The organism is Paenirhodobacter sp., assembly GCF_041916475.1.
GTDB lineage: Bacteria > Pseudomonadota > Alphaproteobacteria > Rhodobacterales > Rhodobacteraceae > Rhodobacter.
In genome coordinates, this window is sequence record NZ_JAYRZN010000008.1 from 60,414 (window position 1) to 86,603 (window position 26,190).

A 26,190-nucleotide genomic window follows, 5' to 3' on the forward strand; every position below is an offset into this window, starting at 1 on the left:
CGCGACTGTGACCCGATCTTGTTTTGACCCGGCCGGGCATGCGCGCTATAGGGTCCCGTCCGGGGCCTGCCGTCCCGATGGGGGTGCCGCTTGATCCGTTTCGTGCTGTCCACATTCGGGGGGATCTTCTCCTGGGTCGTCACCGCGCTGTTCTTTGCGGCGTTGACGGTCGGGGGCGTGTTCTGGATGTATTCGCGCAACCTGCCGAGCTATGAGCAGCTGGCGCAGTACACGCCCAAAACGATCTCGCGGATCTATTCGGGCGAAGGCAAGCTGATCGACGAATTCGCCGAGGAGCGCCGCCTGTTCGTGCCGATCGATCAGGTGCCGGATCTGGTGAAGGATGCCTTCATCTCGGCCGAGGACAAGAATTTCTACAGCCATGCGGGCTTCGATCCGCGCGGCATGGTCGCAGCCGGGCTTGATGCGATCAAATCGGGCGGGCGCGACGTGCGCGGCGCCTCGACCATTCCGCAGCAGGTGACGAAGAACCTTCTCCTCGATGGATCGCGCTCGATCGAGCGCAAGATCAAGGAGTTGATCCTGTCCACGCGCCTGGTGCGGGCGCTTCCGAAGGACAAGATCCTCGAGATCTATCTGAACGAGATCTACCTCGGGCAGAATTCCTATGGCGTGGCCGCGGCCGCGCAGACCTATTTCAGCAAGACACTGAGCCAGCTGAGCCCGGCCGAGGCCGCCTATCTGGCCGCCCTGCCGAAGGCGCCGGCGGCGCTGCATCCGGTGCGCGCCTATGACGAGGCGGTGCAGCGGCGCGACTATGTGCTGCGGCGGCTGTTCGAGGACGGCAAGATCACCGTGGACCAGATGGCCGCGGCCGTGGCCGAGCCGCTGAAGACGGTGCAGCGCGGCGATTATGCGCCCTTCCGGCAGAACCTGCCCCCGCGCGACTATTTCACCGACGAGATCCGGCGCCAGCTGTCGCGCAGCTTCGGCCAGGACGAGTTCTTCGGCGGCGGGCTTACCATCCGCGCGACGATCGACCCGGAGATGCAGCTGGAGGCGGCGAAGGCGCTGCAGGATGCGCTGGAGAAATACGACCGCGGCATCGGCGTGTGGCGCGGGACCGGCGCCGTGATCGCGCCCGACAAGCTGAAGGACGAGAAGGACTGGCGCGCGGCGCTTTCGGCGATCTCCACCGACAAGGCGCCCCGCGACATCGCGGGCTGGTATCCGGCGGTGGTGCTGGCGATGGATGCCAAGGGCGCGCGGATCGGGATCGAGGGCCATCACGAGGCCGCGACCATCCCCGCGAGCGACATGACCTGGGCGCGCAAGCTCGGCAGCGACGGCCGGCTCGGGCCGCGCGCGAAGGTGCCTGCGGATCTCGTCTCGGTGGGCGACGTGGTGCTGGTGCGCGAGATCGGGCAGGGCGATGCGCGGCGCTGGTCGCTGCGGCAGGTGCCGCTCGTCGAGGGCTCGTTCATGGCGATGGACGTGAACACCGGCCGGGTGATCGCGATGCAGGGCGGCTTCAGCTACCAGTCCTCGGTGTTCAACCGCGCGACGCAGGCGATGCGGCAGCCGGGATCGAACTTCAAGCCCTTCGTCTATGCTGCGGCGCTGGATTCGGGCTTCAGCCCCGAGACGATCGTCGTCGATGCGCCGATTGAGGTGAACACGCCGCAGGGCCTGTGGCGGCCGAAGAACTCCTCGAACAAATACTACGGCCCGACGCCGATGCGCACCGGGCTCGAACAGTCGCGAAACCTGATGACGGTGCGGATTGCGCAGGAAGTGGGCATGGACACGATCGCAGGCTATGCCGAGCGCTTCGGGGTCTATACGCCGATGAGCCACTATCTCGCGAACGCGCTCGGCTCGCAGGAGACGACGATGTTCAAGCTCGTCTCCGCCTATGCGATGTTTGCCAATGGCGGCAAGCGGGTGGAGCCGACCCTCGTCGATCGGGTGCAGGACCGCTGGGGCCGCACGATCTACCGCCACGATCAGCGCATCTGCGAGGATTGCGACCGGCTGAACCTCGCGCAGGGGCTCGGCCCCCGGATCGACAACCCGCAGGAGCAGCTGATCAACCCGATCACCGCCTATCAGATGATCACCATGATGCAGGGCGTGATGCAGCGCGGCACCGGCCGTGGCATCAACCTGCCGGTGCCGGTGGCGGGCAAGACCGGGACCACGAACGACGCCAAGGACGTGTGGTTCACCGGCTTCACCTCGAATATCGTGGCCTCCTGCCACATCGGCTACGATCAGCCCCGCACGCTCGGCGACAGTGCCTTCGGCGCCACGCTCTGCGGCCCGGTGTTCCAGCAATTCATGACCGAGGCGGTGAAGGTCTATGGCGGCAGCCAGTTCAAGGTGCCGCCGGGGGGCTATTGGGCGAAGTTCAACCGCTTCACCGGGGAGCGGCTGGCCGATGATGCGACCGGCGATTTCGTGCAGGCCGAATATCTGCGCGAGGGCCAGGACCTGATCGGCCTCGGCATCGTGGTGGATGGCGGCTTCGCCATGGGGCAGAACCTGCCGCTGTTCCACGCGGGCGAGACCGACGAGGGCGGCCAGTCCGTGACCACCTCCACCGGCGAGACCAAGGTGATCCCGAAAAAGGCCGATTTCGGCACGGTGAGTTCGGGCGGGCTCTACTGAGCCCCGTGCCGCTTGCCCGGGCGCGCCCGAGGCTGTATCACCGCGCCTGACAGACAAGAGGAAGACTATGCGCGCCGAAACGCAGAACATCGTGGACGCGATCCGCAAATCGCTGAAACTGCTGGGCCAGCGGATGGATTGGGAAACCGCCCCGCACCGGCTGGAAGAGTTCAACGCGATGATCGAGGATGGCGACCTGTGGTCTGATCCGGAGCGCGCGCAGAAGCTCATGCGCGAGCGGCAGATGCTGATGGACAAGGTGGAGACCTACCGCCGCATCGACCGCGAGCTGACCGACAATGTCGATCTGATCGAGCTTGGCGAGATGGAGGACGATCCGGAGATCGTCTCCGAGGCGGAGAAGAGCCTGAAGGAGCTGAAGGTTCTGGCCGATCAGAAGGAGCTGGAGGCACTGCTGGATGGCGAGGCCGACGGCAACGACACCTTCCTCGAAATCAACGCGGGCGCGGGCGGCACCGAGAGCTGCGACTGGGCCTCGATGCTGGCGCGGATGTATACCCGCTGGGCGGAGAAGAAGGGCTATACGGTCGAGCTGCAATCCGAAACTGCGGGCGATGAGGCGGGGATCCGCTCGGTCGCCTACAAGATCAGCGGCCCGAATGCCTATGGCTGGCTGAAATCGGAATCGGGCGTGCACCGGCTGGTGCGGATTTCGCCCTACGATTCCGCGGCGCGCCGGCATACGTCGTTCAGCTCGGTCTGGGTCTATCCGGTGGTGGACGACAATATCGACATCGTGGTGAACCCCTCCGATATCCGGATCGATACCTATCGTTCCTCGGGCGCGGGCGGCCAGCACGTGAACACGACCGACTCCGCCGTGCGGATCACCCACCTGCCCACCGGCATCGTCACCACCTCCTCAATGAAATCACAGCACCAGAACCGGGAAGCGGCGATGATCGCGCTGAAGGCGCGGCTCTATCAGATGGAGCTGGACAAGCGCCACGCCGAGATCAACGCCCAGCACGAGGCGAAGGGCGAGGCGGGCTGGGGCAACCAGATCCGCTCCTATGTGCTGCAGCCCTACCAGATGGTGAAGGACCTGCGCACCGGATACGAGACATCGGATACGCAGGGCGTTCTGGACGGCGACCTCAACGGCTTCATGGCGGCGACGCTGGCGCTCGGGGTCGAGGGGAAATCCCGGGCCGACGCTCAGGCCGAGGATTGATCGGGTGGCGGCGCGGGTCTACATCACCGGCGCCGCAGGATCGGGGACCTCGTCGCTCGGGCGGGGTCTGGCCGAGCGTCTCGGCGTGGTGCATCTGGATACGGATGACTTCTACTGGGCGCCGAGCGACCCTCCCTATACCGTGAAGCGCCCGGTTGCGGAGCGCGTGGCGCTGATCCTGGCCGAGCAGGTGGCGCAGGGCGTGGCGGGCGGCTGGGTTCTGTCGGGCTCGGCCGATGGCTGGGGCGAGCCCGCCATTCAGGGCGCGCAGCTGATCATCCTGATGCAGACGCCGACGCCGGTGCGCCTCGCCCGAATCCGGCGCCGCGAGACCGAAAAATTCGGTGACAGGATCAAGCCCGGCGGCGACATGGAGCACAATCACCGCGAATTCCTGAAATGGGCCGCCTCCTATGACGACCCCTATTTCGGCGGCCGCAGCCTGCAGCGGCATCGCGAATGGCTGGCGGGGCGGGCGGAGCCGGTGCTGGAGCTGGTGGGGACGCGCCCTCTCGCGGAAATGGTCGATGCGGCGCTGGCGCGGTTACGCTGAGCCGAGATGCTCGTAGAGGATCGCGAGCCCGACGATCACCAGAACCACGCCGCCCAGCACTTCCGTTCCGCGCCCGAAGCGCTGCCCGAGAAGGCGCCCGAGCACCAGGCCGAGCGTGCTCATCGCCATGGTGGCAAGGCCGATGGCGGCAGCGATGACGAGGATGTTCACATCGAGGAAGGCGAGCGAGGCGCCGACGGCCATCGCATCGAGCGAGGTGCCGATGGCAGTTGCCACCAGCGCCCAGCGGCCGCCGCGGCGGGGGGTGGCGGCTTCCTCCGCGGTCAGGGCGTGCCAGGCCATGTGCAGCCCGACCGAGGCCAGCAGCCCGAAGGCGACCCAGTGATCGAACGCCTCCACATAACGGCTCGCGACCATGCCCAGCCCCCAGCCGATCAGGGGCGTGATCGCCTCGATGATGCCGAAGGTCAGCCCGGTGGCGAGGATCGCGGCGAGCCCGTGCCGCGCCGTGCTCGCGCCGCGCCCGATCGAGGCTGCGAAGGCATCGACGGACATGCTCATGGCCAGAAGGCCGATGGTGAAGGGGGCCATGGAAGAACTCCATTCGCTGGGAGGGGCTTCGATGCTGCGGCGGCGAAGTCCGGGCCTTGTGCCTGTGCGAGAATTAAATGTAAATAAAAACATATAGATAAAGCCATGCGCATGTTTCGTGCACGGGGCTGTATTCTACAGTCCCGGCAGGAGTACTGACGCGCTTTCCGCAGCTGCCGTGCCGCGCCGCCGCGAGGGATTTTCTTGCCGGACGGGAATTTGCTCCGCATCCTTGCCCGAGGCCCTTGGGAGGGGGCCGGTTTCAGGGAGGAAAAGGATGGTGCAGATTGCTGATGCCCCGTCGGAATTGCCTGTGATCCGCGACGTGCCGATCTCCACCGTGCCCGAGGCCCTGCGCCGCGGCATGCAGGATTTCCGCCGGGCGCCGGCTTTCGGGTTGTTCTTCTCGGGGGTTTATGTGCTGGGGGGCATCGTGCTCTGGCTGGTGCTCTGGGCGAATGGCCACGAATGGTGGCTGATCCCCTTCATCGCGGGCTTTCCGCTGATCGCGCCCTTCGCGGCCATTGGCCTGTTCGAGGTCAGCCGCAGGCTGGAGGCGGGCGAGCCGCTCCTGTGGCGCGAGGTGCTCGGCGTGGTCTTCGCCCAGAAGGACCGGCAGTTGCCCTCCATGGGCATGGTCGTGCTGATGATGTTCATGTTCTGGGTCTTCGTGGCGCATACGATCTTTGCGGTGTTCATGGGCACCCGCGCGCTGACCAATATCAGCACCTCGCCCGAAGTCCTGCTCACGCCGCATGGGGTGATGATGCTGGCGGTGGGCACGCTGGTGGGCGCGGGGATGGCCGCGGTGCTGTTCTCGATCACGGTGATCGGCCTGCCGCTGCTGATGGAGCGTGAAGTCGATGTGGTCACGGCGATGATTGCCTCGGTGGAGGCGGTACGGACCAATCCGGGGATGATGCTTGGCTGGGCCACGACCATCGCTGTGCTTCTGTTTGCGGCGATGGTGCCGATGTTCCTCGGGCTCTTCGTGGTGCTGCCGGTGCTGGGCCATGCCAGCTGGCACATCTACCGCGAGGTGACGGACTGAGAGGTGACGGACTGAGCGCATGAAAAAGGGCAGCCCCACGGGCTGCCCTGAAAGGCCGGGAGCGGCGGGATCAGCCCGCGTAGCTGTTTTCGGTCGGCGGTGCCAGCTTCGGCGCGGAGGCGCCCTGGAGCGGGTCCTCCTGGCGCTGGACCGAGCCCTCGAAATGCGCGCCGGATTCGATCGCGATGGTCTTGTGGATGATGTCGCCCTCGACCTTCGCAGTCGAGGTCAGCCGGACCTTCAGCCCACGCACGCGGCCGACGACGCGGCCGTTGATGACGATGTCATCGGCGACGATCTCGCCCTTGATCGTGGCGGTTTCGCCCACGGTCAGCAGATGGGCGCGGATATCGCCTTCCACCGTACCTTCGACCTGGATGTCGCCGGTGGTCTTGATGTTGCCGCTGATCACCAGATCCGAGGACAGGACCGAGACCGGCGGCTTCGCGCGCGGGGCCGAGAATCCACCCGCGGGGCCGGGCACGGCGGGGGCCTCTGCCTTTTCGGTTTCCGGAGCGGCCTTCGGGCCGGGTTCGTGGATTTTGCTCTTAGAAAACATTCTGTGCAGCCTTGATGAAGGTCATCGGATTGATCGGCGCGCCGCCAACCCGGATTTCATAATGCAGATGCGGTCCCGTGGAACGCCCGGTATTCCCACTATCAGCAATCAGCTCCCCGCGCGACACCTTTTGACCGACCTTCACGCGGATTTTCGACAGATGGCCGTAAACCGTGCTGACGCCGAATTCGTGCTGCACCTTCACCATCAGGCCGTAGCCATTCTCCCAGCCGGCCTCTACGACGGTGCCATCGGCCGGAACCTTGACCTTCATCCCCACAGGGCCTGCGAGGTCGATGCCCGCATGCAGCCGCCCCCAGCGATAACCCATCGGCGAGGTGAAGCGGTAGCCCCCCTCCAGCGGCACCGCGAAGGGCAGCCGGTCGACCGCGATGCGGTACATGTTCATTTCGTCGAGCGTATTCAGGATGCCCTGCGCGCGGGCGGTATCGCCTGCGAATTCGTCCATGTTCTTCGAGGACATGCTGATCGGCATCAGCGGGCCGCCGGTGCCGGAATAGCCCTTGCGGATCTGCGACAGGATCGACTCCGGGTTCATGCCCGCGTTGCGGAACATGCGGTCGAGCGGCTTCAGCGAGATGTTCACCGCGCCTTCCAGCGTGGTGAAGATCCGCGCGTTGCGCTCTTCCATCAGGCGCTTGTCCTGCGCGATGCGGTCGGCTTCCACGCGGGCGTCCTGCGCGTCGCGCACGGCGGTGTCGCGTTCGGCGGCGGTCGCGCCCAGGGCCGCGGTCAGCATGTCCACCGTGCTCGACATGTCGTCGGCGCGGGCGGCGAGCGATCCGGCGCGGTCCTCGCCGGTGGTCTCGGCCAGCGCCTTGCGGGCGGTGTCACGCTCGCCCATCGTGCGCTTCAGCGTCGCCTGCACGACATCGAGGCCGGTCTCCACCTCGCGGCGGCGCTCCTCGCTGGCCAGAAGCTGCGACTGCATCTGCGAGACCTGGCCAAGCGCCACCTGGAACCGCTTCTGCGCGGCGGCGGCATCGCTTGCGCGTGCGTCGCGCTCCTGCGCGAGGGCGACCAGACGCTGCTCGAAGGCGGCCTGCGCCAGCGCGGCCTGATCGCGCGCGCTGCCCGAGGAGATGTGGTTGATGAACAGGATCGAGCTCGCCCCCACCGCCCAGGCAAAGAGCGCGCCGCCCATTGCCAGTGCGCCCAGCTGCGTCAGCGGGCGCAGCCGCACGAACCGGGTCGCGGTCTCGGACTTGATGAAGAGACGTTGCTCCGGGAGCCAGCGTTCAAGGCTCGTGTTGATGCGGTCGAGAAAACGTCTGGGCACGCCGGTGTTCCTGTGATGGTACGATCAAGGCGGAGCGCAGCGGCCCCTGACCCCCGACACTCCTGAACCCCGACAGGCGCCAATGCGCCCCCCGTAGGGCATCCCGGATTTAGCAACCGCGCCCGACCTCACGCAACCGGTTTTCCCGGTCACGTCCGCGTGTGCGCGGGAACCGGCGCAATCTGCGCAGATTCCCGCCGATCGTTCTCACAATGCGTCCAGTGCCGCAAGGGCCTCCGCCGCATGGCCATCGACCGAGACCTTCGGCCAGACCTTCGCCACCCGGCCGCTGCCGTCGATCAGGAAAGTCGCGCGCTGGATCCCCATCGAGGTGCGGCCATACATCTTTTTTTCGACCCAGGTGCCATAGGCCTCGCACACAGTGCCGTCCTCGTCGGACACCAGCGGAATGCCGAGGCTGTGCTTGGCGCAGAACTTCTCGTGCTTGGCCAGGCTGTCGCGCGAGATCCCGATCACGACCGCGCCCTTTGCGGCGAATTCTGGGGCGAGGCGGGTGAAGTCGATCGCCTCCAGCGTACAGCCCGGCGTGTCGTCCTTCGGGTAGAAATACAGCACCACCGGCTTCGGCCGCAGCGCCGAGAGCGTGAGCGGCGTGTCGGAGCCGGTCAGTGGCAGGGTGAAGTCTGGTGCGATGTCGCCGGTGCCGATCATGTGGCTTCTCCTTGTTGCGGTCTCGCGGATAAGGTCTATGACGGATCGCAAGGAAATCAACTCTCGACGGGGTGGAATGGGCACAGCCAGTGAGCGCAGCGGGGAGGCGACCGCACGGCCGCGCCGCCGCCGGGCGCGGCTGGGGCTGTGGTCCGTCATCATCGTGCCGATCGCTGCGCTGACCGCGGCGGGCGGGTTCTTTGCGCTGAGCCACATGCCGGTGCCGGTCCCGGGCTGGGTGATCGCGGAGCTCGAAACCCGGCTGAACGGCGCGCTCGCCGGGACGATGAAGGTCTCCGTGCCGGGGGGGGTGGATCTCATCATCGATGAGGGCTTCGTGCCGCGGGTCCGGCTGCGGCAGGTGCAGCTCGCGCGCGTTTCGGGCCAGCCGATCGCGGAGCTGCCGGATGTGCGGGTGAGCTTCTGGCCCGAGCCGCTGCTGCATGGCCGGATGGTGCCCTCGGCGCTGCGCATCAGCGGCGCCGAGATCGCGCTGCGCAGGCTGCCCGACGGGCGCATCGACCTCGATCTCGGGGGGGCGGGCGCGATGCAGGGGTTCGATCTGCGCAACATGGGGCAGATCAGCGAAGCGGTGAAGGCCGCCTTCGATACGGCGCCGCTGCGCGCACTCGAACAGATCTCCGCCGATGCGCTGCGGATCCGGATCGATGATTCGCGCCTGGACCGGATCTGGGAGATCAGCGGTGGCAACCTGCGCCTGACCCAGACCGGGGCGGAGATCGGGCTGGAGCTCGGCTTCGACGTGGCTGCGGACGCGGCGCAGCCCGCGCGGATCGGGCTCCGCGCCGCGGCCTCGAAGCTCGGGCCGGAGGCGCGTTTCGGCATGACCTTCAACAACGTGCGCAGCCAGGATCTCGCGGTGCAGTCTCCGGCCGTGGCGATGCTCGGGCTGCTGGATGCGCCGATCTCGGGCAGCTTCCGCACCGGGATCGACAGCGCGGGCGCCATGCTGCGCACCGATGCCACGCTCACGATGGGCGCGGGCGCGATCAGCCCCGCAGAGGGCGCGACGCCGATCCCCTTCGAGGGCGCGTCGGTCGAGATGAGCTACGACCCGCAGGCGCAGAAGGTGACGGTCAGCGACGCAAGCTTCACCAGCCGGGCGCTGCGGATGCGCAGCAGCGGCCAGAGCTACCTGCGCGATTTCGTGGATGGCTTGCCGCGCACGGCGCTGGTGCAGGTGCAGCTGCACGACATCGAGGCCGATCCCGAGGGCGTGTTCGAGGCGCCGGCGCGGTTTTCCGTGGGCGCGCTCGATGCCCGGGTGCGGCTCGATCCGTTCTCGGTGGAGCTTGGCCAGCTGCAGCTGGTGGAGGGGGACCGACGGATCTCGGGGCAGGGGCGGATCTCGGCGGGGCCGAAGGGGTGGTCCGTCGCGCTGGATGCGGGGATCGGGCGGATCAACACCCATGATCTTCTGGCGCTCTGGCCGCCGCGGCTGGTCCCGCAGACGCGCAACTGGCTGTCCGAAAATGTGGCCACCGGCGAATTGCGCAATGCCCATGCCGCGATGCGGATCGCGCCCGGGCAGGCGCCGCGCTTCGAGCTGGGCTACGAGTTCAGTGGCGCCGAGGTCACCGTGCTGAACACGCTGCCGCCGGTGAAGCAGGGCCGGGGCTTTGCCACCATCCACGACAACAGCCACACGCTGATGGTGGAGGAGGGCTCCGTCGATGCGCCCTCGGGCGGGCAGATCGAGGTGGCGGATTCGGTGATGGCCGTGCCCGATATCCGCGAGAAGCCCTCCCGCGCGGAGGTGGCACTGGTGACGCGCGCGCCGATCCCGGCGGCGCTGTCGCTGCTGGACGAGCCGCCGTTCCAATTCCTGACCAAGGCGGGCAAGGGCACGGATCTGGCCGATGGCTGGGCCGAGGCGCGCACGAACCTGCGCTTCAGCCTGGTGAAGAAGGTCAATCCGAAGGATGTGGATTTCGACGTGGTGGCGCAGCTGCGCGACGTGCGCTCCGACAAGGTGGTGCCGGGCAAGCATATCAGCGCGCCGCAGCTGATCTTGCGCGCGGACCGTCAGGGCATGACGATTTCCGGCAAGGGCCAGTTCGAGAGTGTGCCTTTCGATGCGCGCTGGTCGCAGCGCTTCGGCGACGAGAACAAGGGCCGCTCGACCCTGGAGGGCTATGTCAACGTCACCCCGGAGGCGCTGGACGGGATCGGGATCGACCTGCCGAAGGGGCTTTTGTCGGGCAATGGCTGGGGCAAGCTTTCGCTCGGGCTGGTGGAGGGGCAGCCTGCGAAATACGAGTTCGTGACCGACCTGAAGGGGATCGGCATGGCGGTGCCGGAGATCCACTGGAGCAAGCCCGCAGCGCCCGAGGGGCGGCTCGCGCTGAGCGGTGTGCTGTCGAAGCCGCCGACGGTGGAGCGGCTGGAGCTGAAGGCGGAGGGGCTGGAAGCCAGCGGGCGGGTCGCGCTGCGCGCCACCGGCATGGAGCGGGCAAGCTTCGACAAGCTCTCGGTCGGGCGCTGGTTCGATGGCGCGGTCGATCTCGTGGGCAAGGGGGCGGGGCGGGCGCCCGATGTGGTGATCCGCTCGGGCGTGCTGGACCTGCGGCGGATGAACTTCGGCAAATCGGGGGGCGGCAGTGGCGGCTCCGGCAGCCGGATCGACGTCACCCTGAACCGGCTGATCGTCACCGACGGGCTGGCGCTCACCGCATTGCGCGGCAATTTCACCACGCGCAACGGCCTCGCGGGCGATTTCGCAGCCCGGGTCAATGGCGGTGCGCAGATCGAAGGCGCGCTCGGCCCCGCGGCCGGCGGGCGCACGGCGGTACAGGTGCGCAGCCCGGATGCGGGCGCGGTGCTGGCCTCCGCCCGGATCACCGATCGCGCGGCGGGGGGGAACATGGTGCTGAACCTCTCGCCCATCGCGCAACAAAGCTATGAGGGCGCGCTCCATGTCGACGGGCTGCGCGTCACCGATGCGCCGGTGCTGGCCTCGATGCTCTCGGCGGCTTCGATCGTCGGGCTGCTGGAGCAGCTGAACGGCGAGGGCATCCTGTTTTCCAACGTGGACAGCAGCTTCCGCTTGACGCCGGATGGCATCAGCATCACAAGCGGCGAGGCCACGGGCGCCTCCATGGGCGTCACGATGACCGGCAACTATTTTCCAAAGTCGGGGCAGATCGACATGGAGGGCGTCGTCTCGCCGCTCTACATCCTGAACTCGATCGGGCAGATCATCTCGCGCAAGGGGGAGGGGCTGTTCGGGTTCACCTACACCGTCCGCGGCCTGGCCAGGCAGCCCAGCGTGACGGTGAACCCGCTCTCGATCCTGACACCGGGGGCGCTGCGCGATCTGTTCCGGCGCGCCCCGCCACTGGTACGGATGAAATGAAGCTCGAAGAATTCGATTTCGACCTGCCCGAAGGGCTGATCGCCACGCGCCCCGCGCGGCCGCGCACGGCGGCGAAGCTGCTGCTCGCGGAGGGGGACCGGATCACCGATCTGCATGTGGCGGATCTGGTGGATCTGTTCCGCCCCGGAGACCGGCTGGTGCTGAACAACACCAAGGTGATCCCAGCGCGGCTGACGGGCAGCCGCACGCGCGATACGGGGCAGGGCCCGGTGCGCGCGAAGGTGGAGGTCACGCTGCTGGAGCCTGCACCCGGCGGCGAATGGACGGCGCTGGCCAAGCCGCTGCGCAAGCTGCGCGCAGGCGAGGTGATCCGCTTCTCGGAGGCGCTCAGCGCCGAAGTGCGCGCCATTGAGGAGGCGCAGATGCGGATCGCGTTCAACCTCACCGGCCCGGATTTCGATGCCGCGCTGGCCGAGGCGGGGGCGATGCCGCTGCCGCCCTATATCGCCGCCCTGCGCGCGCCCGACGAGGCCGACAAGACCGATTACCAGACCGTGTTTGCGCGCCATTCGGGCGCGGTGGCTGCGCCGACCGCGAGCCTGCATTTCACCCGCGCGCTGCTGGAGGCGATCCATGCCAAGGGCGTGGAATTCACCGAAGTCACGCTGCATGTGGGCGCGGGCACCTTCCTGCCGGTGAAGGTCGAGGATGTGGAGACGCACCGGATGCACGCCGAATGGGGCGAGGTCACCGAGCAGGCCGCGGCCGAGATCAACGCGACCCGCGCCGCCGGCGGGCGGATCATTCCGGTGGGCACCACCGCGCTGCGCCTGATCGAGAGCGCGGCCGCGGATGGCACCCTGCGCCCCTTCCGCGGCACCACCGACATCTTCATCTATCCGGGCTACCGCTTCCGGGTGACCGATGCGCTGATGACCAATTTCCACCTGCCGAAATCCACGCTGATGATGCTGGTCTCGGCGCTGATGGGGCGCGACAGGATCCGGCGGATCTACGATCACGCGGTGCAGGGCGGCTACCGCTTCTTTTCTTATGGCGATGCGTCGCTTCTGATCCCGGAATGCCGCGAAACGGCGTAGATTCGCCGCTTTTGGCCGCTAACCTGCCGCAAACAAACCGGAGCCCTCCATGCTGACCGTCCTGCGCACCACCTGGCCCCTGCTTCTGGGGGTGATGCTGTTCATGGTGGGCAACGGCATGCAGGGCACGCTGCTGGGCATCCGCGGCGGGCTCGAAGGCTTCAGCACCTATCAGATGTCCATGGTGATGTCGGGGTATTTCCTCGGCTTCCTGTTCGGCTCGCAGATGACTCCGATCATGATCCGCCGGGTGGGCCATGTGCGGGTCTTCGCGGCGCTCGGCTCGATGATCTCGGCGGTGCTGATCCTCTATGCGGCGATGCCGCACTGGCTGGTCTGGGCGGCGCTGCGAGTGGTGATCGGCTTCAGCTTCTCCGGCGTCTACATCACCGCCGAAAGCTGGCTCAACGCCTCCTCCACCAATGAAACCCGCGGTCAGGCGCTCTCGGCCTACATGATCGTGCAGATGATCGGCATCATCGCGGCGCAGCTGCTGATGAACACGGCCGATCCGGAGGGCTACCTGCTGTTCGTGATCCCCTCGGTGCTGGTCTCCGTGGCCTTCACGCCGATCCTGCTCTCGGTCGCGCCGGCGCCCCCCTTCGCCCAGGTGAAGCGGCTGAGCCTGCGCAAGCTGTTCGAGGTCTCGCCGCTGGGCGTGGTGGGCATGTTCCTGATGGGGGGCACTTTCTCGGCGCTGTTCGGCATGGCCTCCGTCTGGGGGATGCGGGCGGGGCTGAGCGTGCCGGAGATTTCGGTCTTCGTCGGCGCGATCTATGTGGGCGGGCTGGTGGCGCAATATCCGATCGGCTGGGCCTCGGACCGGATGGACCGGCGCAAGATCATCTGCGTGATTTCGGCGGTGGGCACCGTGGCCATGCTGCTCGCGGTGATCTTCTCGCCGGGCTTCGCGGTGCTTTCGGTGCTGGCGGCGGTGGCGGGGGGCGTGGCGAACCCGCTCTATTCGCTGCTGATCGCCTATACCAACGATTACCTCGATCAGAACGACATGGCGGCCGCCTCAGGCGGGCTTTTGTTCATCAACGGGGTCGGCGCGATGATGGGGCCGCCGATCACCGGCTGGCTCATGGTCCGGATCGGCAGCGGCGGCTATTTCCTGTTCCTCGTCATCATGTTCGGCGGTATCGCGGGCTATGCGCTCTACCGGATGCTGCGCCATCCGAACCGCATCGGACAATATCCGGGTGCCTATGCGGTGATCTCGCCCGCGGCCTCGGCGCTGGCCGTGGATAAGGCGCTGAAGGCGGCCGAAGGCGCGAACGAGGACGACGCGCGCGCGTGATCGTGGCTTGCTCCGGCCGGGCTGCGCTGGCAGCCTGAAGCCGGGGGAGGACATATCATGGACAATCGCATCGACTCGGTCCTGCGATACTGGGAGGAGCTTGGCCCGCAGGGCTGGTACAAGGGCAGCGCCGAGATCGACGCCGCGCTCCGGAGCCGGTTCGAGCCGCTCTGGCACGAGGCGCGCCGCACCGGCCTGCAGCCCTGGGACGCGACGGCCGAAGGCGCATTGGCCCGCCTGCTGGTGCTGGATCAGTTCCCGCGCAACATCTTCCGCAACCGGCCCGAGAGCTTCGCCACCGATGCGCTGGCGCTGCAAGCGGCGATCCGGGCGATCGGGCATGGCCAGGATCTTCTGATCGCGCCGCCGCTGCGGCAGTTCTTCTATATGCCGCTGATGCATGCCGAGGACCTGATGGCGCAGACGCATAGCGTCGTCCTGTTCGAGGAGCGCATGCCCGGCGACAGTATCCGCCACGCCCACGCGCATCGCGACGTGATCGCGCAGTTCGGCCGCTTTCCCTGGCGCAATGCGGTGCTGAGCCGGCCGAGTACCGCCGAGGAAATCGCCTTTCTGGAGGCGGGCGGCTATGCCCATGCGCTTGGCGCGATCCCGCCATTGCGGGCTGTGCCGAATTAGTTTAATACCAAACTACTTTCAGCCGGAGGGAGTGACATGGCAGCAAAGAGCTTCGACATGATCGTCATCGGTGCGGGGCCGGGTGGCTATGTCGCCGCGATCCGGGGGGCGCAGCTGGGGCTCAACGTCGCCGTGGTGGAGCGTGAGCACCTGGGCGGCATCTGCCTGAACTGGGGCTGCATTCCGACCAAGGCGCTGCTGCGCTCGGCCGAAGTGTTCCACCTGATGCACCGGGCGAAGGAATTCGGCCTGAAGGCGGGCGAGATCGGCTATGATCTCGATGCGGTCGTGGCGCGTTCGCGCGCGGTGTCGAAGCAGCTCGCGGGCGGGGTCGGGCACCTGCTGAAGAAGAACAAGGTCACCGTGGTGATGGGCGAGGCCAGCCTGCCGAAGAAGGGCCTGGTTTCGGTGAAGACCGACAAGGGCACCGAGGAGCTCACCGCGAAGGCGATCGTGCTGGCCACCGGCGCGCGCGCGCGGACGCTGCCGGGGCTGGAGGCCGATGGCGATCTGGTCTGGAGCTACAAGCACGCGCTGGTGCCGAAGCGGATGCCGAAGAAGCTGCTGGTGATCGGCTCGGGCGCAATCGGGATCGAATTCGCCTCCTTCTTCAATACGCTTGGCGCCGAGACCACGGTCGTCGAGGTGATGGACCGGGTGCTGCCGGTGGAGGATGCGGAAATCTCCGCCTTCGCGAAGAAGCAGTTCGTGAAGCAGGGGATGACGATCCTCGAAAAGGCCACGGTGAAGAAGCTGGACCGCAGCCCGGGCAAGGTGGTCGCGCATCTCGAAGACGCGAAGGGCACCACCACGGCGGAATTCGACACGGTGATCTCGGCCGTGGGCATCGTCGGCAATGTGGAGGGTCTCGGGCTCGAGGCGCTCGGCGTGAAGATCGACCGCACCCATGTGGTGGTCGATGAATTCTGCCGCACCGGGGTCGAGGGGCTCTATGCCATCGGCGATATCGCTGGTGCGCCCTGGCTCGCGCACAAGGCCTCGCATGAAGGGGTGATGGTGGCGGAGCTGATCGCGGGCAAGCATGCCCATCCGATCAAGCCGGGCTCGATCGCGGGCTGCACCTATTGCCATCCGCAGGTGGCGTCCGTCGGCCTGACCGAGGAAAAGGCCAAGGCCGCGGGCTATGATGTCAAGGTCGGCCGCTTCCCCTTCATCGGCAATGGCAAGGCGATCGCGCTTGGCGAGCCCGAAGGGCTGGTCAAGACCGTGTTCGATGCGAAGACGGGCGAGCTGCTTGGGGCGCATATGGTCGGGGCCGAGGTGACGGAGCTGATCCAGGGCTATGTCATCGGCCGCACGCTGGAGACGACCGAAGCCGAGCTGATGGAGACCGTGTTCCCGCATCCGACCCTGTCGGAGATGATGCATGAATCGGTGCTGAACGCCTACGGCCGGGCGATCCATTTCTGACCAAAGGGTCGAAAATCCTTGCTCCGCGCGGCGGGGCGCGACAGAAGGGGCCGGGAGGCCCCTTTTGCATGAGGACCGGATGCATACGCGATGGGGCGCGATTTTCGCGCTGTGGTTTGCCGGGCTCTGCGCCGCCGGACAATTCTCCAAGATCGGCGTCATCTATCAGGAGCTTGCCGGGATCTGGCCGGGCGCCGGGGTGCGGCTCGGGCTGGTGGTGTCGGTCGTGGGCGCGGTGGGGATCGTGTTTGGCACCACGGCGGGGCTGCTGGTGGCGCGCATTGGCGCGCGGCGGCTCATCATCGGTGCGCTGGTGGCGGCGGCGGGGATGTCGGCGCTGCAATGCCTGGGGCTGCCGCTCGGGCTGATGATCGCCTCGCGGGTCGCTGAGGGGTTCCTGCATCTGGCGATTGTGGTTGCCGGGCCGGTGCTGATCGCCGGGCTGGCCGCGCCGCGCGATCAGGCCGCGGCGATGACGCTGTGGTCCACCTTCTTCGGCCTCGCCTTCGCGGTCACGGCGCTGTTCGGGCTGCCGCTGGTGCATGCGCGGGGGGCTGCGGCGCTCTGGACGGTGCATGCGGGGCTTACGCTGGCGGCGGCGGGGCTGCTGCATGCGGTGCTGCCGAGGGCGCCGCGCGGGCCGGTGCCGCCCTTCCGGCTCGGCGGGCTTCTGGGCGATCATTTGCGGATCTATGCCGATCCGCGGCTCGCGGCGCCGGCGCTCGGTTTCGTCTTTTATACGCTGATCTTTGTGGCGGTGATGACGCTGCTGCCCGGCCTCGTCGCGCCCGAATACCGCACCGCGACCGCGACCCTGATGCCGCTCGCCTCCATCGTCGCGTCTCTGGGCATTGGTGTGCAGCTCAGCCGCCGGCTGGGCGCGGTGCGCACGGTAGAGATCGGCTTTGCGGTGGGGGCTGCCGCGGCGCTCCTCTGGGCGGCCACTTCGGGGATGGCTGCGGTTGCGGCCGCCTTCCTGCTCGCGGCGGGGCTCGGGCTGGTGCAGGGGGCGAGCTTCGCCGCCATCCCCGAGCTGAACGCTTCCGCCGGGCAGCGCGCCGAAGCCGCTGGCGCGATCGCGCAGCTCGGCAATGTCGGCACGACACTCGGCACACCGCTGCTCGCGCTCCTGGTGGCGGCGATGGGGCCGGGGGCGATCACGGTTTTCGCCGTCCCGCTGTGCCTCGGCGGGATCGCCATGCACCTGTGGCTGGCGCGCCGCCGCCGCCTCAGCGCGTGACCTTGCCGCCGCCCGCCTGCCAGTCACCGATGCCGCCGAGGTTATACACTTCGGTATAGCCCATCGCGATCAGCGCCTCGCCCGCGCGGCCCGCGCGCCCGCCCGCAGCGCAATAGATCACCACCGGCCGGCCCTTCGAAAGGCCCGGCACCTGCCCATGCGCCGGGTCGCAGCGCTGCGCCACCTCCGCCAGCGGCACATGCACCGCGCCCTCGGCGATCCCGGTCTGCGCGAGCTCCGCCGCCTCGCGCACATCCAGCACGACGACCTCGCCCGCCGCCGCGCGCGCGACCGCATCCTTCGGCGCAATCCTCTCGACCCGCGGGCCCCCCGTACGCGTGAAACCGAACATCCCTGGCTCCTTCTTGCAACCCCATGGTAATCGTGCGGCCGCGCCCGGAGATCAAGCCCGGATCGCGCGCGTGGCATTCACATTTTGGAATGCGATGCCGCCGCCGCTCAAACTTCATGCGTTGGCCGGATTTGTTCATCATCCGTTCACATATATGGGTTGGAGACTCGCGCCCTTTCGCCTATCTAGGGGGTGTCGAAACGGGGGCATCCATGGTCGAGCAGAAGTTCATCGAGATCCGCGGCGCGCGCGAACACAACCTCAAGAACATCGACCTCGACATTCCGCGGGACAAGTTCACCGTGATCACGGGGCTCTCGGGCTCCGGGAAATCCAGCCTCGCCTTCGACACGATCTATGCCGAGGGCCAGCGGCGCTATGTGGAGAGCCTCTCCGCCTATGCGCGCCAGTTCCTCGATATGGCCGGAAAGCCCGATGTGGACCATATCTCCGGCCTGAGCCCGGCGATTTCCATCGAGCAGAAAACCACCTCGAAGAACCCGCGCTCGACCGTGGGCACGGTGACCGAAATCTACGATTACCTGCGGCTTCTGTTTGCCCGGGTGGGGGTGCCCTACAGCCCGGCCACCGGCCTGCCGATCGAGGCGCAGCAGGTGCAGGACATGGTGGACCGGGTGATGGCCATGCCCGAGGGCGCCCGCGGCTATCTGCTGGCCCCGGTGGTGCGCGACCGCAAGGGCGAGTACCGCAAGGAATTCCTCGAATGGCGCAAGGCGGGCTTCCAGCGGGTGAAGGTCAACGGCACCTTCCACGACCTGGAAGAGCCCCCGGTGCTGGACAAGAAATTCCGCCACAACATCGACGTGGTGGTGGACCGGATCGTGGTGCGCGAAGGGCTGGAGACGCGCCTTGCCGACAGCTTCCGGACCGCGCTGGATCTGGCCGATGGCATCGCCTTCTTCGAGACCGCCGTGCCCGAGGGCGAAGAGCCCGAGCGCATCACCTTCTCCGAGAAATTCGCCTGTCCGGTCAGTGGCTTCACCATCCCGGAGATCGAGCCGCGGCTGTTCTCGTTCAACGCGCCTTTCGGTGCCTGTCCGGTCTGCGACGGGCTGGGGGTGGAGCTGTTCTTCGACGCGCGGCTGATCGTGCCCGATCAGTCGCTGACGCTGCTTTCGGGCGCGATCGTGCCCTGGGGCAAATCCAAAAGCCCCTATTTCACCCAGACCGTGGAGGCGATGGCGAAGCACTATGGCTTCGACAAGCGCAAGCCCTGGAAGGACCTGCCCGAGGCGGTGCGCAAGATCTTCCTCTATGGCTCGGGCGAGGAGGAAATCCCGTTCCGCTTCGACGAGGGCGGCCGGGTCTATCAGGTCAGCCGCACGTTTGAGGGCGTGATCCCCAACATGGAGCGGCGCTACCGCGAGACCGACAGCAACTGGTCGCGCGAGGAGATGGAGCGCTATCAGAACAACCGCCCCTGCGGCACCTGCCACGGCTACCGGCTGCGGCCGGAGGCTCTGGCGGTGAAGATCGCGGGGATCCACATCGGCCAGGTGGTGGAGAAATCCATCCGCGAGGCGCATGAATGGATCGAGACGGTGCCCGCGACGCTGGGCGTGCAGAAGAACGAGATCGCGCGCTCGATCGTGAAGGAGATCCGCGAGCGGCTGGGGTTCCTGGTGAACGTCGGGCTCGATTACCTGACGCTTTCGCGCGCGGCGGGTACGCTTTCGGGTGGCGAGAGCCAGCGGATCCGGCTGGCAAGCCAGATCGGCTCGGGGCTGACGGGAGTGCTCTATGTGCTCGATGAGCCCTCGATCGGGCTGCATCAGCGCGACAACGACCGCCTGCTGGCGACGCTGAAGAACCTGCGCGATCAGGGCAACACCGTGCTGGTGGTGGAGCATGACGAGGATGCGATCCGGCATGCGGATTTCGTGGTGGATATCGGGCCGGGCGCCGGGGTTCATGGCGGGCGGGTAATCACCAAGGGCACGCCTGAGGAGGTCGCGGCGGATCCGGCGAGCGTCACCGGGCAATATCTGGCGGGGACCCGGCGGATCGAGGTGCCGTCCGAGCGGCGCAAGGGCAACGGCAAGAAGCTCACCGTGGTGAAGGCGAGCGGCAACAATCTGAAGGACCTGACCGTCGAGTTTCCGCTGGGCAAGTTCGTCTGCGTGAGCGGGGTGTCGGGCGGCGGAAAATCCACGCTGACGATCGAGACGCTGTATAAGAACGCTGCGATGCGGCTGAACGGCGCGCATGAGACGCCTGCGCCCTGCGAGACGATCAAGGGCTTCGAGCATCTGGACAAGGTGATCGACATCGACCAGCGCCCGATCGGGCGCACGCCGCGCTCCAACCCCGCGACCTATACCGGCGCCTTCGGCCCGATCCGGGACTGGTTCGCCGGGCTGCCGGAATCCCAGGCGCGCGGCTACAAGCCGGGGCGCTTCAGCTTCAACGTGAAGGGCGGGCGCTGCGAGGCCTGCCAGGGCGATGGCGTGATCAAGATCGAGATGCACTTCCTGCCGGATGTCTATGTCGAATGCGAGACCTGCCACGGCAAGCGCTACAACCGCGAAACGCTGGAAATAAAGTTCAAGGACAAGAACATATCAGACGTTCTTGAGATGACGGTTGAGGACGCGCAGGCCTTCTTCAAGGCGGTGCCGGCGATCCGGGAGAAGATGGATGCGCTGGTGGAGGTGGGCCTGGGCTATATCAAGGTCGGGCAGCAGGCGACGACGCTTTCGGGCGGCGAGGCGCAGCGGGTGAAGCTCTCAAAAGAGCTCAGCCGGCGGGCCACCGGGCGGACGCTCTATATTCTCGATGAGCCCACCACGGGCCTGCATTTCGAGGATGTACGCAAGCTGCTGGAGGTGCTGCACAGCCTGGTCGATCAGGGCAATACCGTCGTGGTGATCGAGCACAATCTGGACGTGATCAAGACCGCGGACTGGATCGTCGATATCGGCCCCGAGGGCGGCGAAGGCGGCGGCGAGATTGTCGGGACCGGGACGCCGGAGGAGCTCGCCGTCAATCCGCGCAGCCATACCGGGCATTACCTGGCACCGCTGCTGCGGATGCGGGCGGCGGCCGAGTAACCGGCCGCCTCCGGGCTCAGTGCCGGGTGATCAGCCGATCCACCGGACCGAGGACAGCCACGACCTTCTTGCTGTGGTCGTCCACGCGCACGACGCGGTCATCCATGATCCGGTAATGCTGCCCCTTCGGCGGCTTCGGCAGCCGGCTGGCCTTGGCCTGCTGCAGCATCGGTGCGCGGCGGGCGCTGTCGCCTGCGCGCGGTTCACGGTGGTGCTTGGTTTCCTTGCGCGTGTCCTGGCGGTCGTGCGGGCGGCTGCGCTCACCGGTGAGCGGGTTGGTGCAGGGCGCGCCGCCGCGGTTTTCGCAGACGGTGTTGCCCTGCTGGGCCATGGCCGGCGCGCTGACGCCCAGCATCAGCGCGATGGCCAGAAGGGATCCGGTTCGGGTGAATCGCATGACTGCTCTCCTTTGCGATCTGTCACGGTTGAACGCACAGATAGCCCGGATCCGTCGCGGCTCAATTCCGGTGGCGCTTCTCGAACCGAGGCAGCATGGCCGAAAAGTCGCGTCCCTTGCCACCCTCGGCCTCGACGAAGCTGGTATAAAGCGCGGTCGCGAGCTGCCCCATCGGGGTGTCCGCATCGGCCGATTCCGCCGCCTGCTGGCTCAGGCGCAGGTCCTTCAGCATCAGTTCGGAGGCGAAGCCGGGGCGGTATTCGTTGTCGGCGGGGCTTTTGGGGCCGACGCCCGGCGCCGGGCAATAGGCGTTCAGGCTCCAGCTGTAGCCCGAGGATGTGGAGACCACGTCATACATCTTCTGCCGGTCGAGCCCGAGCTTGTCGGCGAGCGCGAAGGCCTCGCAGGTGGCGATCATGGTCACGCCGAGGATCATGTTGTTGCAGATCTTCGCGGCCTGGCCCGCGCCGGCCGTGCCGCAATGCACCGCCTTCTGGCCCATGATATCGAACAGCGGCAGCACGCGGGCAAAGGCCTCGTCGGTGCCCCCGACCATGAAGGTCAGCGTGCCTGCGGAGGCCCCGCCGATCCCGCCCGAAACCGGCGCATCGAGCGCGCCGAGCCCGGCCGCATCGGCCAGTTCGGCCACGGCGCGCGCGCTGTCGACATCGACGGTCGAGCAATCGCACAGGATCGCACCCTTGCGCATCGCCGGGATCACTTCGGCCGCCACGGCGCGCAGGATGGCGCCATTGGGCAGCATGGTCAGCACCACATCTGCGTCCGTCGCGGCTTCGGCCGCGGTCGCGGCCTTGGTGACGCCCTCGGGCATCGGTGCCGTGAGGTCGAACCCCGCGACCTGATGGCCGCCCTTGACCAGGTTGGCGGCCATCGGCCCGCCCATGTTCCCAAGCCCAATAAATCCGATTTTCATCTTTCCTCCCAAATGTTTGCGAGATACTCTTCAGGTATCACGCGAAATCTATGCGCCAGCTTTCCGGCACCGGCTCCAGCAGGGCCGCCACGGTTTCTTCAGGTAGCGTGTCCAGCGTCCATTTCCATTGCGGATTGCGGTCCTTGTCGATGATCTGCGCCCGCACCCCTTCGAGGAAATCGCTGTGCTCCACCGCCCGCAGGGTGAAGCGGAACTCGTTCGAGAGCGCGTTGCGAATGGTTGGGTCGGCCCGCGTCATCCGCACCAGCCGCAGGGTCGCCTCCTCCGACAGGGCGGAATTGCGGCGGATGATCTTTGCCGTTTCCTGCGCGAAATCGGTCCCGGAGGCCTCCAGCGCGGCCAGGATCGCCCGGACATCCGGCGCGGAAAACGCCGCGTCGATCTGCGGCTGCAGCGCGGCGAGGCGCCCCGGATCGGCGGTGTGGCTCCCGGGCAGAACACCCACATCGCCGCTCTTGGCCAGGCGTTGCTTGATGGTGGGCCAGTGGTCCTCGGGCACATAGATATCGGCGAAGCCCGCATGGATTGCGTCCCGCGCGCCGATCCTGCTGCCGGTCACGCCGAGGTATTCGCCGATGCGCCCGGGCGCCTGCGCGAGGATCAGCGTGCCGCCCACGTCCGGGATCAGGCCGATGCCGGTTTCGGGCATGGCGATCTGCGTCGTGTCGCCAACGATCCGGTGGCTGGCATGGCCGCCGACACCGACGCCGCCGCCCATCACGAAGCCCTGCATGAAGGCCACGACCGGCTTCGGGTATTCCTTGATCCTGGCGTTCATCCGGTATTCGTCGCGCCAGAACCGCGGGCCGATCTCGTAATTGCCAGCGCGGCCTTCGTGATAGATCGCGGCGATGTCGCCTCCGGCGCAGAAGGCGCGCTCGCCGGCCGCGTCGATGATCACCAGCCGCACCGCATCGTCGTCGCGCCAGGCATCCAGCGCCTGTTCCATCGCCGCGGCCATCTCATGGTCGAGCGCATTCAGCGCCTTCGGCCGGTTGAAGGTCAGCCAGCCCGCGAAGCCTTCCTTGCGGGCGATGAGGGTCGGCTCGGTCATCGGTCGCGCTCCGCCAGCAGGCTGCGGGCGATGATCACCCGCATGATTTCATTGGTGCCTTCCAGGATCTGATGCACGCGCAGGTCGCGCACGATCTTCTCGATTCCGTAATCGGCCAGATAGCCGTAGCCGCCATGCAGCTGCAGGCACTGGTTGGCCACGTCGAAGGCCGCATCCGTCACCATCAGCTTTGCCATGGCGCAGAATTTGGTAGCATCGGGGGTGGCATTGTCGAGCTTCCAGGCTGCCTGACGCAGGAAAATGCGCGCGGCCTGCAGCCGGGTCTCCATCTCCGCCAGCCGGAATTGCAGCGCCTGGAACTGGTCGAGGCTCTGACCGAAGGCGCGCCGCTCGCCCATATAGGCCAGCGTCGCCTCCAGCGCCGCCTGCGCGCCCCCGAGCGCGCTGGCCGAAATGTTCAGCCGCCCCCCATCCAGCCCCGCCATCGCATAGGCAAAGCCGCGGCCTTCCTCGCCGACGAGGTCCTCCGCCAGGCAATCGTCGAACTGCACCTGCGCGGTCGGTTGCGCTTTCCAGCCCATCTTGCGCTCCAGCCCGCCAAAGCTCAGCCCCGGCGTGCCATTCGCCACGATCACCGTGGAGATCCCCTTCGGCCCGTCGCCGCCGGTGCGCACCATGGTCAGATAGGCGTCCGAATAGCTGCCGCCGGAGATGAAGGCCTTGGTGCCATTAAGCAGATAGCCGCCCGCGACCTTTTCCGCCCGGGTGCGCAGCGCTGCCGCATCGGAGCCGGAGCCGGGCTCCGTCAGGCAGTAGGAGAAGATCGTCTCCATGCTGCACAGCCCCGGCAGCCATTTTTCCCTGACCGCATCGGAGCCGAACTTGTCGATCATGCCGCCGCACATATTGTGGATCGACAGGAACGAGCCGACGGAGGGGCAGGCCATGGCCAGCGCCTCGAACACCAGCGTCGCATCCAGACGCGAGAGCCCCGAGCCGCCATATTCCTCCGAGACATAGACCCCGCCGAGGCCCAGCTCGGCTACCTTGCGCCACAGGTCCCGCGGGATCGTGCCCGCCTCTTCCCAATCCAGCGCATAGGGAGCAATCTGCTCGGCCCCGAAATCGCGGGCCATCTCGAAAATGGCGCGGCTTTCTTCGCTCAGCGTGAAATCCATGTGTCTCCCCCCGAAGTGCATGGAAATGAACGTATGTTGAATTCTTGTCCCGCGCGGCCGGAAATGCAAGGGCCGCCGGGAGGAAAAGGCCGCCCCGAAGGGCGGCCTTCCGGATCAGTCCAGCGCCTTGAAGTTCAGGCTGGCGCCATCCTTGATGCCCGAGAACCAGCGCGCGGTCACGGTCTTGGTCTTGGTATAGAAGCGGAAGGCGTCCGGGCCATACTGGTTCAGGTCGCCGAAGGCCGATTTCTTCCAGCCGCCGAAGGTGTAGTAGCTCAGCGGCACCGGGATCGGGAAGTTGATGCCCACCATGCCCACGTTCACACGGCTGGCGAAATCGCGCGCGGTATCGCCATCGGCGGTATAGATCGCGGTGCCGTTGCCGTATTCGTTGTCGATCACCAGGTTCAGCGCGTCCTCATAGGTCTTGGCGCGGACGGTCGAGAGCACCGGCCCGAAGATTTCCTGCTGGTAGATGTCCATGTCGCGGGTCACGCCGTCGAACAGCGTCGGGCCGACGTAGAAGCCGTTCTCGTAGCCCTGGATCTTGATCCCGCGGCCGTCGATCACCAGTTTCGCGCCCTGTTCCACGCCCGAATTGATCAGCCCGTTGATCCGGTCGCGCGCCTGGGCGGTGATGACCGGCCCGAAGTCGATGTCATTGCCGCCGGTATAGGGGCCGACCTTCAGCTTTTCGATCTTCGGGATCAGCGCGTTGATCAGCGCATCGGCGGTCTCATCGCCCACCGGCACCGCGACCGACACCGCCATGCAGCGTTCGCCCGCCGCGCCGAAGCCCGCGCCCACCAGCGCATCCGCCGCCTTTTCGATATCGGCGTCGGGCATGATGATCATGTGGTTCTTGGCGCCGCCGAAGCATTGCGCGCGCTTGCCGTTGTTGGCGGCGCGGCCATAGATGTATTGCGCGATCGGGGTGGAGCCCACAAAGCCCACCGCCTGGATGGTCGGGTTGTCGAGGATGCCGTCCACCACCAGCTTGTCGCCGTTGACCACCTGCAGCACGCCATCGGGCAGGCCGGCTTCCTTGGCCAGCTCGGCGAGCTTCAGCGAGGTCGAGGGCACACGCTCGGAGGGCTTCAGGATCATCGCATTGCCGGCCGAAAGCGCCGGGCCCATCTTCCACAGCGGGATCATCGCCGGGAAGTTGAACGGGGTGATGCCCGCAACCACACCCAGCGGCTGGCGCATGGAATAGAGGTCGATGCCCGGGCCGGCGCTGTCGGTATATTCGCCCTTCAGCAGCGTCGGCGCGCCCATGCAGACTTCGATCACCTCGAGGCCGCGCTGCACGTCGCCCTTCGCATCGGGCAGCGTCTTGCCGTGCTCCACCGCGACCAGCTCGGCCAGCTCGTCCATGTGCTGGTTGATCAGATCGCCGAACTTCATCATCACCCGGGCGCGGCGCTGCGGGTTGGTAGCGGCCCAGACCAGCTGCGCCTTGGCGGCAGCGTCGATCGCGGCGTTCAGCTCGTCGAGCGTCGCCAGCGCCACGCGCGCCTGCACTTCGCCCGTCGCCGGGTTGTAGATGTCGCTGAAGCGGCCCGAGGTGCCCGGCACATGCTTGCCGTTGATCCAGTGTCCGATCTCTTTCATCGCGTCCTCCGCAATTGGGTTTGGCTGCACATTAGTGTTGCGAAA

21 protein-coding genes are annotated in these 26,190 nt (G+C 67.0%); 11 read left to right on the plus strand and 10 right to left on the minus strand.

The annotated features are described in order from the left end of the window. Positions 1-90 precede the first annotated feature (90 nt). The 3 genes from ACOMG5_RS05070 to ACOMG5_RS05080 all read left to right on the plus strand — a co-directional run bounded on the left by ACOMG5_RS05070 (position 91) and on the right by ACOMG5_RS05080 (position 4,379). On the plus strand, positions 91-2,631 hold the full coding sequence (locus tag ACOMG5_RS05070; protein WP_420342700.1) for a penicillin-binding protein 1A: 2,541 nt from the start codon (positions 91-93) through the stop codon (positions 2,629-2,631). A 67-nt stretch (positions 2,632-2,698) separates the two neighbouring features. Next, complete coding sequence (gene prfB, locus ACOMG5_RS05075; protein ID WP_420342701.1) at positions 2,699-3,826, plus strand: peptide chain release factor 2; 1,128 nt, start codon at positions 2,699-2,701, stop codon at positions 3,824-3,826. 4 nt (positions 3,827-3,830) lie between these two features. Continuing rightward, a complete protein-coding gene (locus ACOMG5_RS05080; protein ID WP_420342702.1) occupies positions 3,831-4,379 on the plus strand; it encodes an AAA family ATPase in 549 nt (182 codons plus the stop codon). Here the strand turns inward: ACOMG5_RS05080 and ACOMG5_RS05085 are convergent. Continuing rightward, complete coding sequence (locus tag ACOMG5_RS05085; RefSeq protein ID WP_420342703.1) at positions 4,371-4,931, minus strand: manganese efflux pump MntP family protein; 561 nt, start codon at positions 4,929-4,931, stop codon at positions 4,371-4,373. The genes ACOMG5_RS05080 and ACOMG5_RS05085 overlap by 9 nt on opposite strands. A 277-nt stretch (positions 4,932-5,208) precedes the next feature. Here ACOMG5_RS05085 and ACOMG5_RS05090 point away from each other — a divergent pair, with 277 nt between their 5' ends. Further along, complete coding sequence (locus ACOMG5_RS05090; protein WP_420342704.1) at positions 5,209-5,982, plus strand: DUF2189 domain-containing protein; 774 nt, start codon at positions 5,209-5,211, stop codon at positions 5,980-5,982. Positions 5,983-6,052: 70 nt separating this feature from the next. On the opposite strand, the gene ACOMG5_RS05095 is transcribed toward ACOMG5_RS05090, so the two are convergent. From ACOMG5_RS05095 to ACOMG5_RS05105, 3 genes are all read right to left on the minus strand, one after another. Then, entirely contained in the window at positions 6,053-6,541 is a 489-nt protein-coding gene (locus tag ACOMG5_RS05095) for a bactofilin family protein (protein ID WP_420342705.1), read from the minus strand. Beyond that, positions 6,531-7,841, minus strand: a complete 1,311-nt coding sequence (locus tag ACOMG5_RS05100) for a DUF5930 domain-containing protein (protein ID WP_420342706.1) — start codon at positions 7,839-7,841, stop codon at positions 6,531-6,533. Before ACOMG5_RS05100 ends, ACOMG5_RS05095 begins: the two co-directional genes overlap by 11 nt. A 207-nt stretch (positions 7,842-8,048) precedes the next feature. Next, positions 8,049-8,513: a peroxiredoxin gene (locus ACOMG5_RS05105; protein ID WP_420342707.1), complete on the minus strand. Its 465-nt coding sequence runs from the start codon at positions 8,511-8,513 to the stop codon at positions 8,049-8,051. Positions 8,514-8,589: 76 nt separating this feature from the next. Between ACOMG5_RS05105 and ACOMG5_RS05110 the strand changes: the two genes are divergently transcribed. The 6 genes from ACOMG5_RS05110 (at position 8,590) to ACOMG5_RS05135 (ending at position 17,563) form a co-directional block, all read left to right on the plus strand. Further along, on the plus strand, positions 8,590-11,889 hold the full coding sequence (locus ACOMG5_RS05110) for a hypothetical protein (RefSeq protein ID WP_420342708.1): 3,300 nt from the start codon (positions 8,590-8,592) through the stop codon (positions 11,887-11,889). After that, on the plus strand, positions 11,886-12,950 hold the full coding sequence (queA, locus tag ACOMG5_RS05115; protein ID WP_420342709.1) for a tRNA preQ1(34) S-adenosylmethionine ribosyltransferase-isomerase QueA: 1,065 nt from the start codon (positions 11,886-11,888) through the stop codon (positions 12,948-12,950). Before ACOMG5_RS05110 ends, queA begins: the two co-directional genes overlap by 4 nt. 49 nt (positions 12,951-12,999) lie before the next feature. Next, entirely contained in the window at positions 13,000-14,253 is a 1,254-nt protein-coding gene (locus tag ACOMG5_RS05120) for an MFS transporter (protein ID WP_420342710.1), read from the plus strand. Positions 14,254-14,310: 57 nt separating this feature from the next. After that, a complete protein-coding gene (locus tag ACOMG5_RS05125) occupies positions 14,311-14,892 on the plus strand; it encodes a DUF924 family protein (RefSeq protein ID WP_420342711.1) in 582 nt (193 codons plus the stop codon). A gap of 36 nt (positions 14,893-14,928) precedes the next feature. Then, entirely contained in the window at positions 14,929-16,323 is a 1,395-nt protein-coding gene (gene lpdA / locus ACOMG5_RS05130) for a dihydrolipoyl dehydrogenase (protein WP_420342712.1), read from the plus strand. A 79-nt stretch (positions 16,324-16,402) separates the two neighbouring features. Further along, entirely contained in the window at positions 16,403-17,563 is a 1,161-nt protein-coding gene (locus tag ACOMG5_RS05135; RefSeq protein WP_420342713.1) for an MFS transporter, read from the plus strand. On the opposite strand, the gene ACOMG5_RS05140 is transcribed toward ACOMG5_RS05135, so the two are convergent. After that, positions 17,553-17,915 (minus strand): rhodanese-like domain-containing protein, encoded by a 363-nt coding sequence (locus tag ACOMG5_RS05140; protein WP_420342714.1) that lies wholly within the window; start codon positions 17,913-17,915, stop codon positions 17,553-17,555. The genes ACOMG5_RS05135 and ACOMG5_RS05140 overlap by 11 nt on opposite strands. 212 nt (positions 17,916-18,127) lie before the next feature. Here ACOMG5_RS05140 and uvrA point away from each other — a divergent pair, with 212 nt between their 5' ends. Then, positions 18,128-20,986, plus strand: a complete 2,859-nt coding sequence (gene uvrA, locus ACOMG5_RS05145) for an excinuclease ABC subunit UvrA (protein WP_420342715.1) — start codon at positions 18,128-18,130, stop codon at positions 20,984-20,986. A gap of 16 nt (positions 20,987-21,002) precedes the next feature. Here the strand turns inward: uvrA and ACOMG5_RS05150 are convergent, their stop codons facing one another. From ACOMG5_RS05150 to ACOMG5_RS05170, 5 genes are all read right to left on the minus strand, one after another. Beyond that, a complete protein-coding gene (locus ACOMG5_RS05150) occupies positions 21,003-21,383 on the minus strand; it encodes an RcnB family protein (RefSeq protein ID WP_420342716.1) in 381 nt (126 codons plus the stop codon). A 61-nt stretch (positions 21,384-21,444) separates the two neighbouring features. Further along, complete coding sequence (gene mmsB, locus ACOMG5_RS05155) at positions 21,445-22,317, minus strand: 3-hydroxyisobutyrate dehydrogenase (protein WP_420342717.1); 873 nt, start codon at positions 22,315-22,317, stop codon at positions 21,445-21,447. Between the two features lie 37 nt (positions 22,318-22,354). Then, a complete protein-coding gene (locus tag ACOMG5_RS05160; RefSeq protein ID WP_420342718.1) occupies positions 22,355-23,392 on the minus strand; it encodes an enoyl-CoA hydratase/isomerase family protein in 1,038 nt (345 codons plus the stop codon). Then, complete coding sequence (locus ACOMG5_RS05165; protein ID WP_420342719.1) at positions 23,389-24,531, minus strand: acyl-CoA dehydrogenase family protein; 1,143 nt, start codon at positions 24,529-24,531, stop codon at positions 23,389-23,391. The genes ACOMG5_RS05160 and ACOMG5_RS05165 overlap by 4 nt, the downstream gene beginning before the upstream one ends. 114 nt (positions 24,532-24,645) lie before the next feature. Further along, complete coding sequence (locus ACOMG5_RS05170) at positions 24,646-26,145, minus strand: CoA-acylating methylmalonate-semialdehyde dehydrogenase (RefSeq protein ID WP_420342720.1); 1,500 nt, start codon at positions 26,143-26,145, stop codon at positions 24,646-24,648. Positions 26,146-26,190 lie beyond the last annotated feature (45 nt).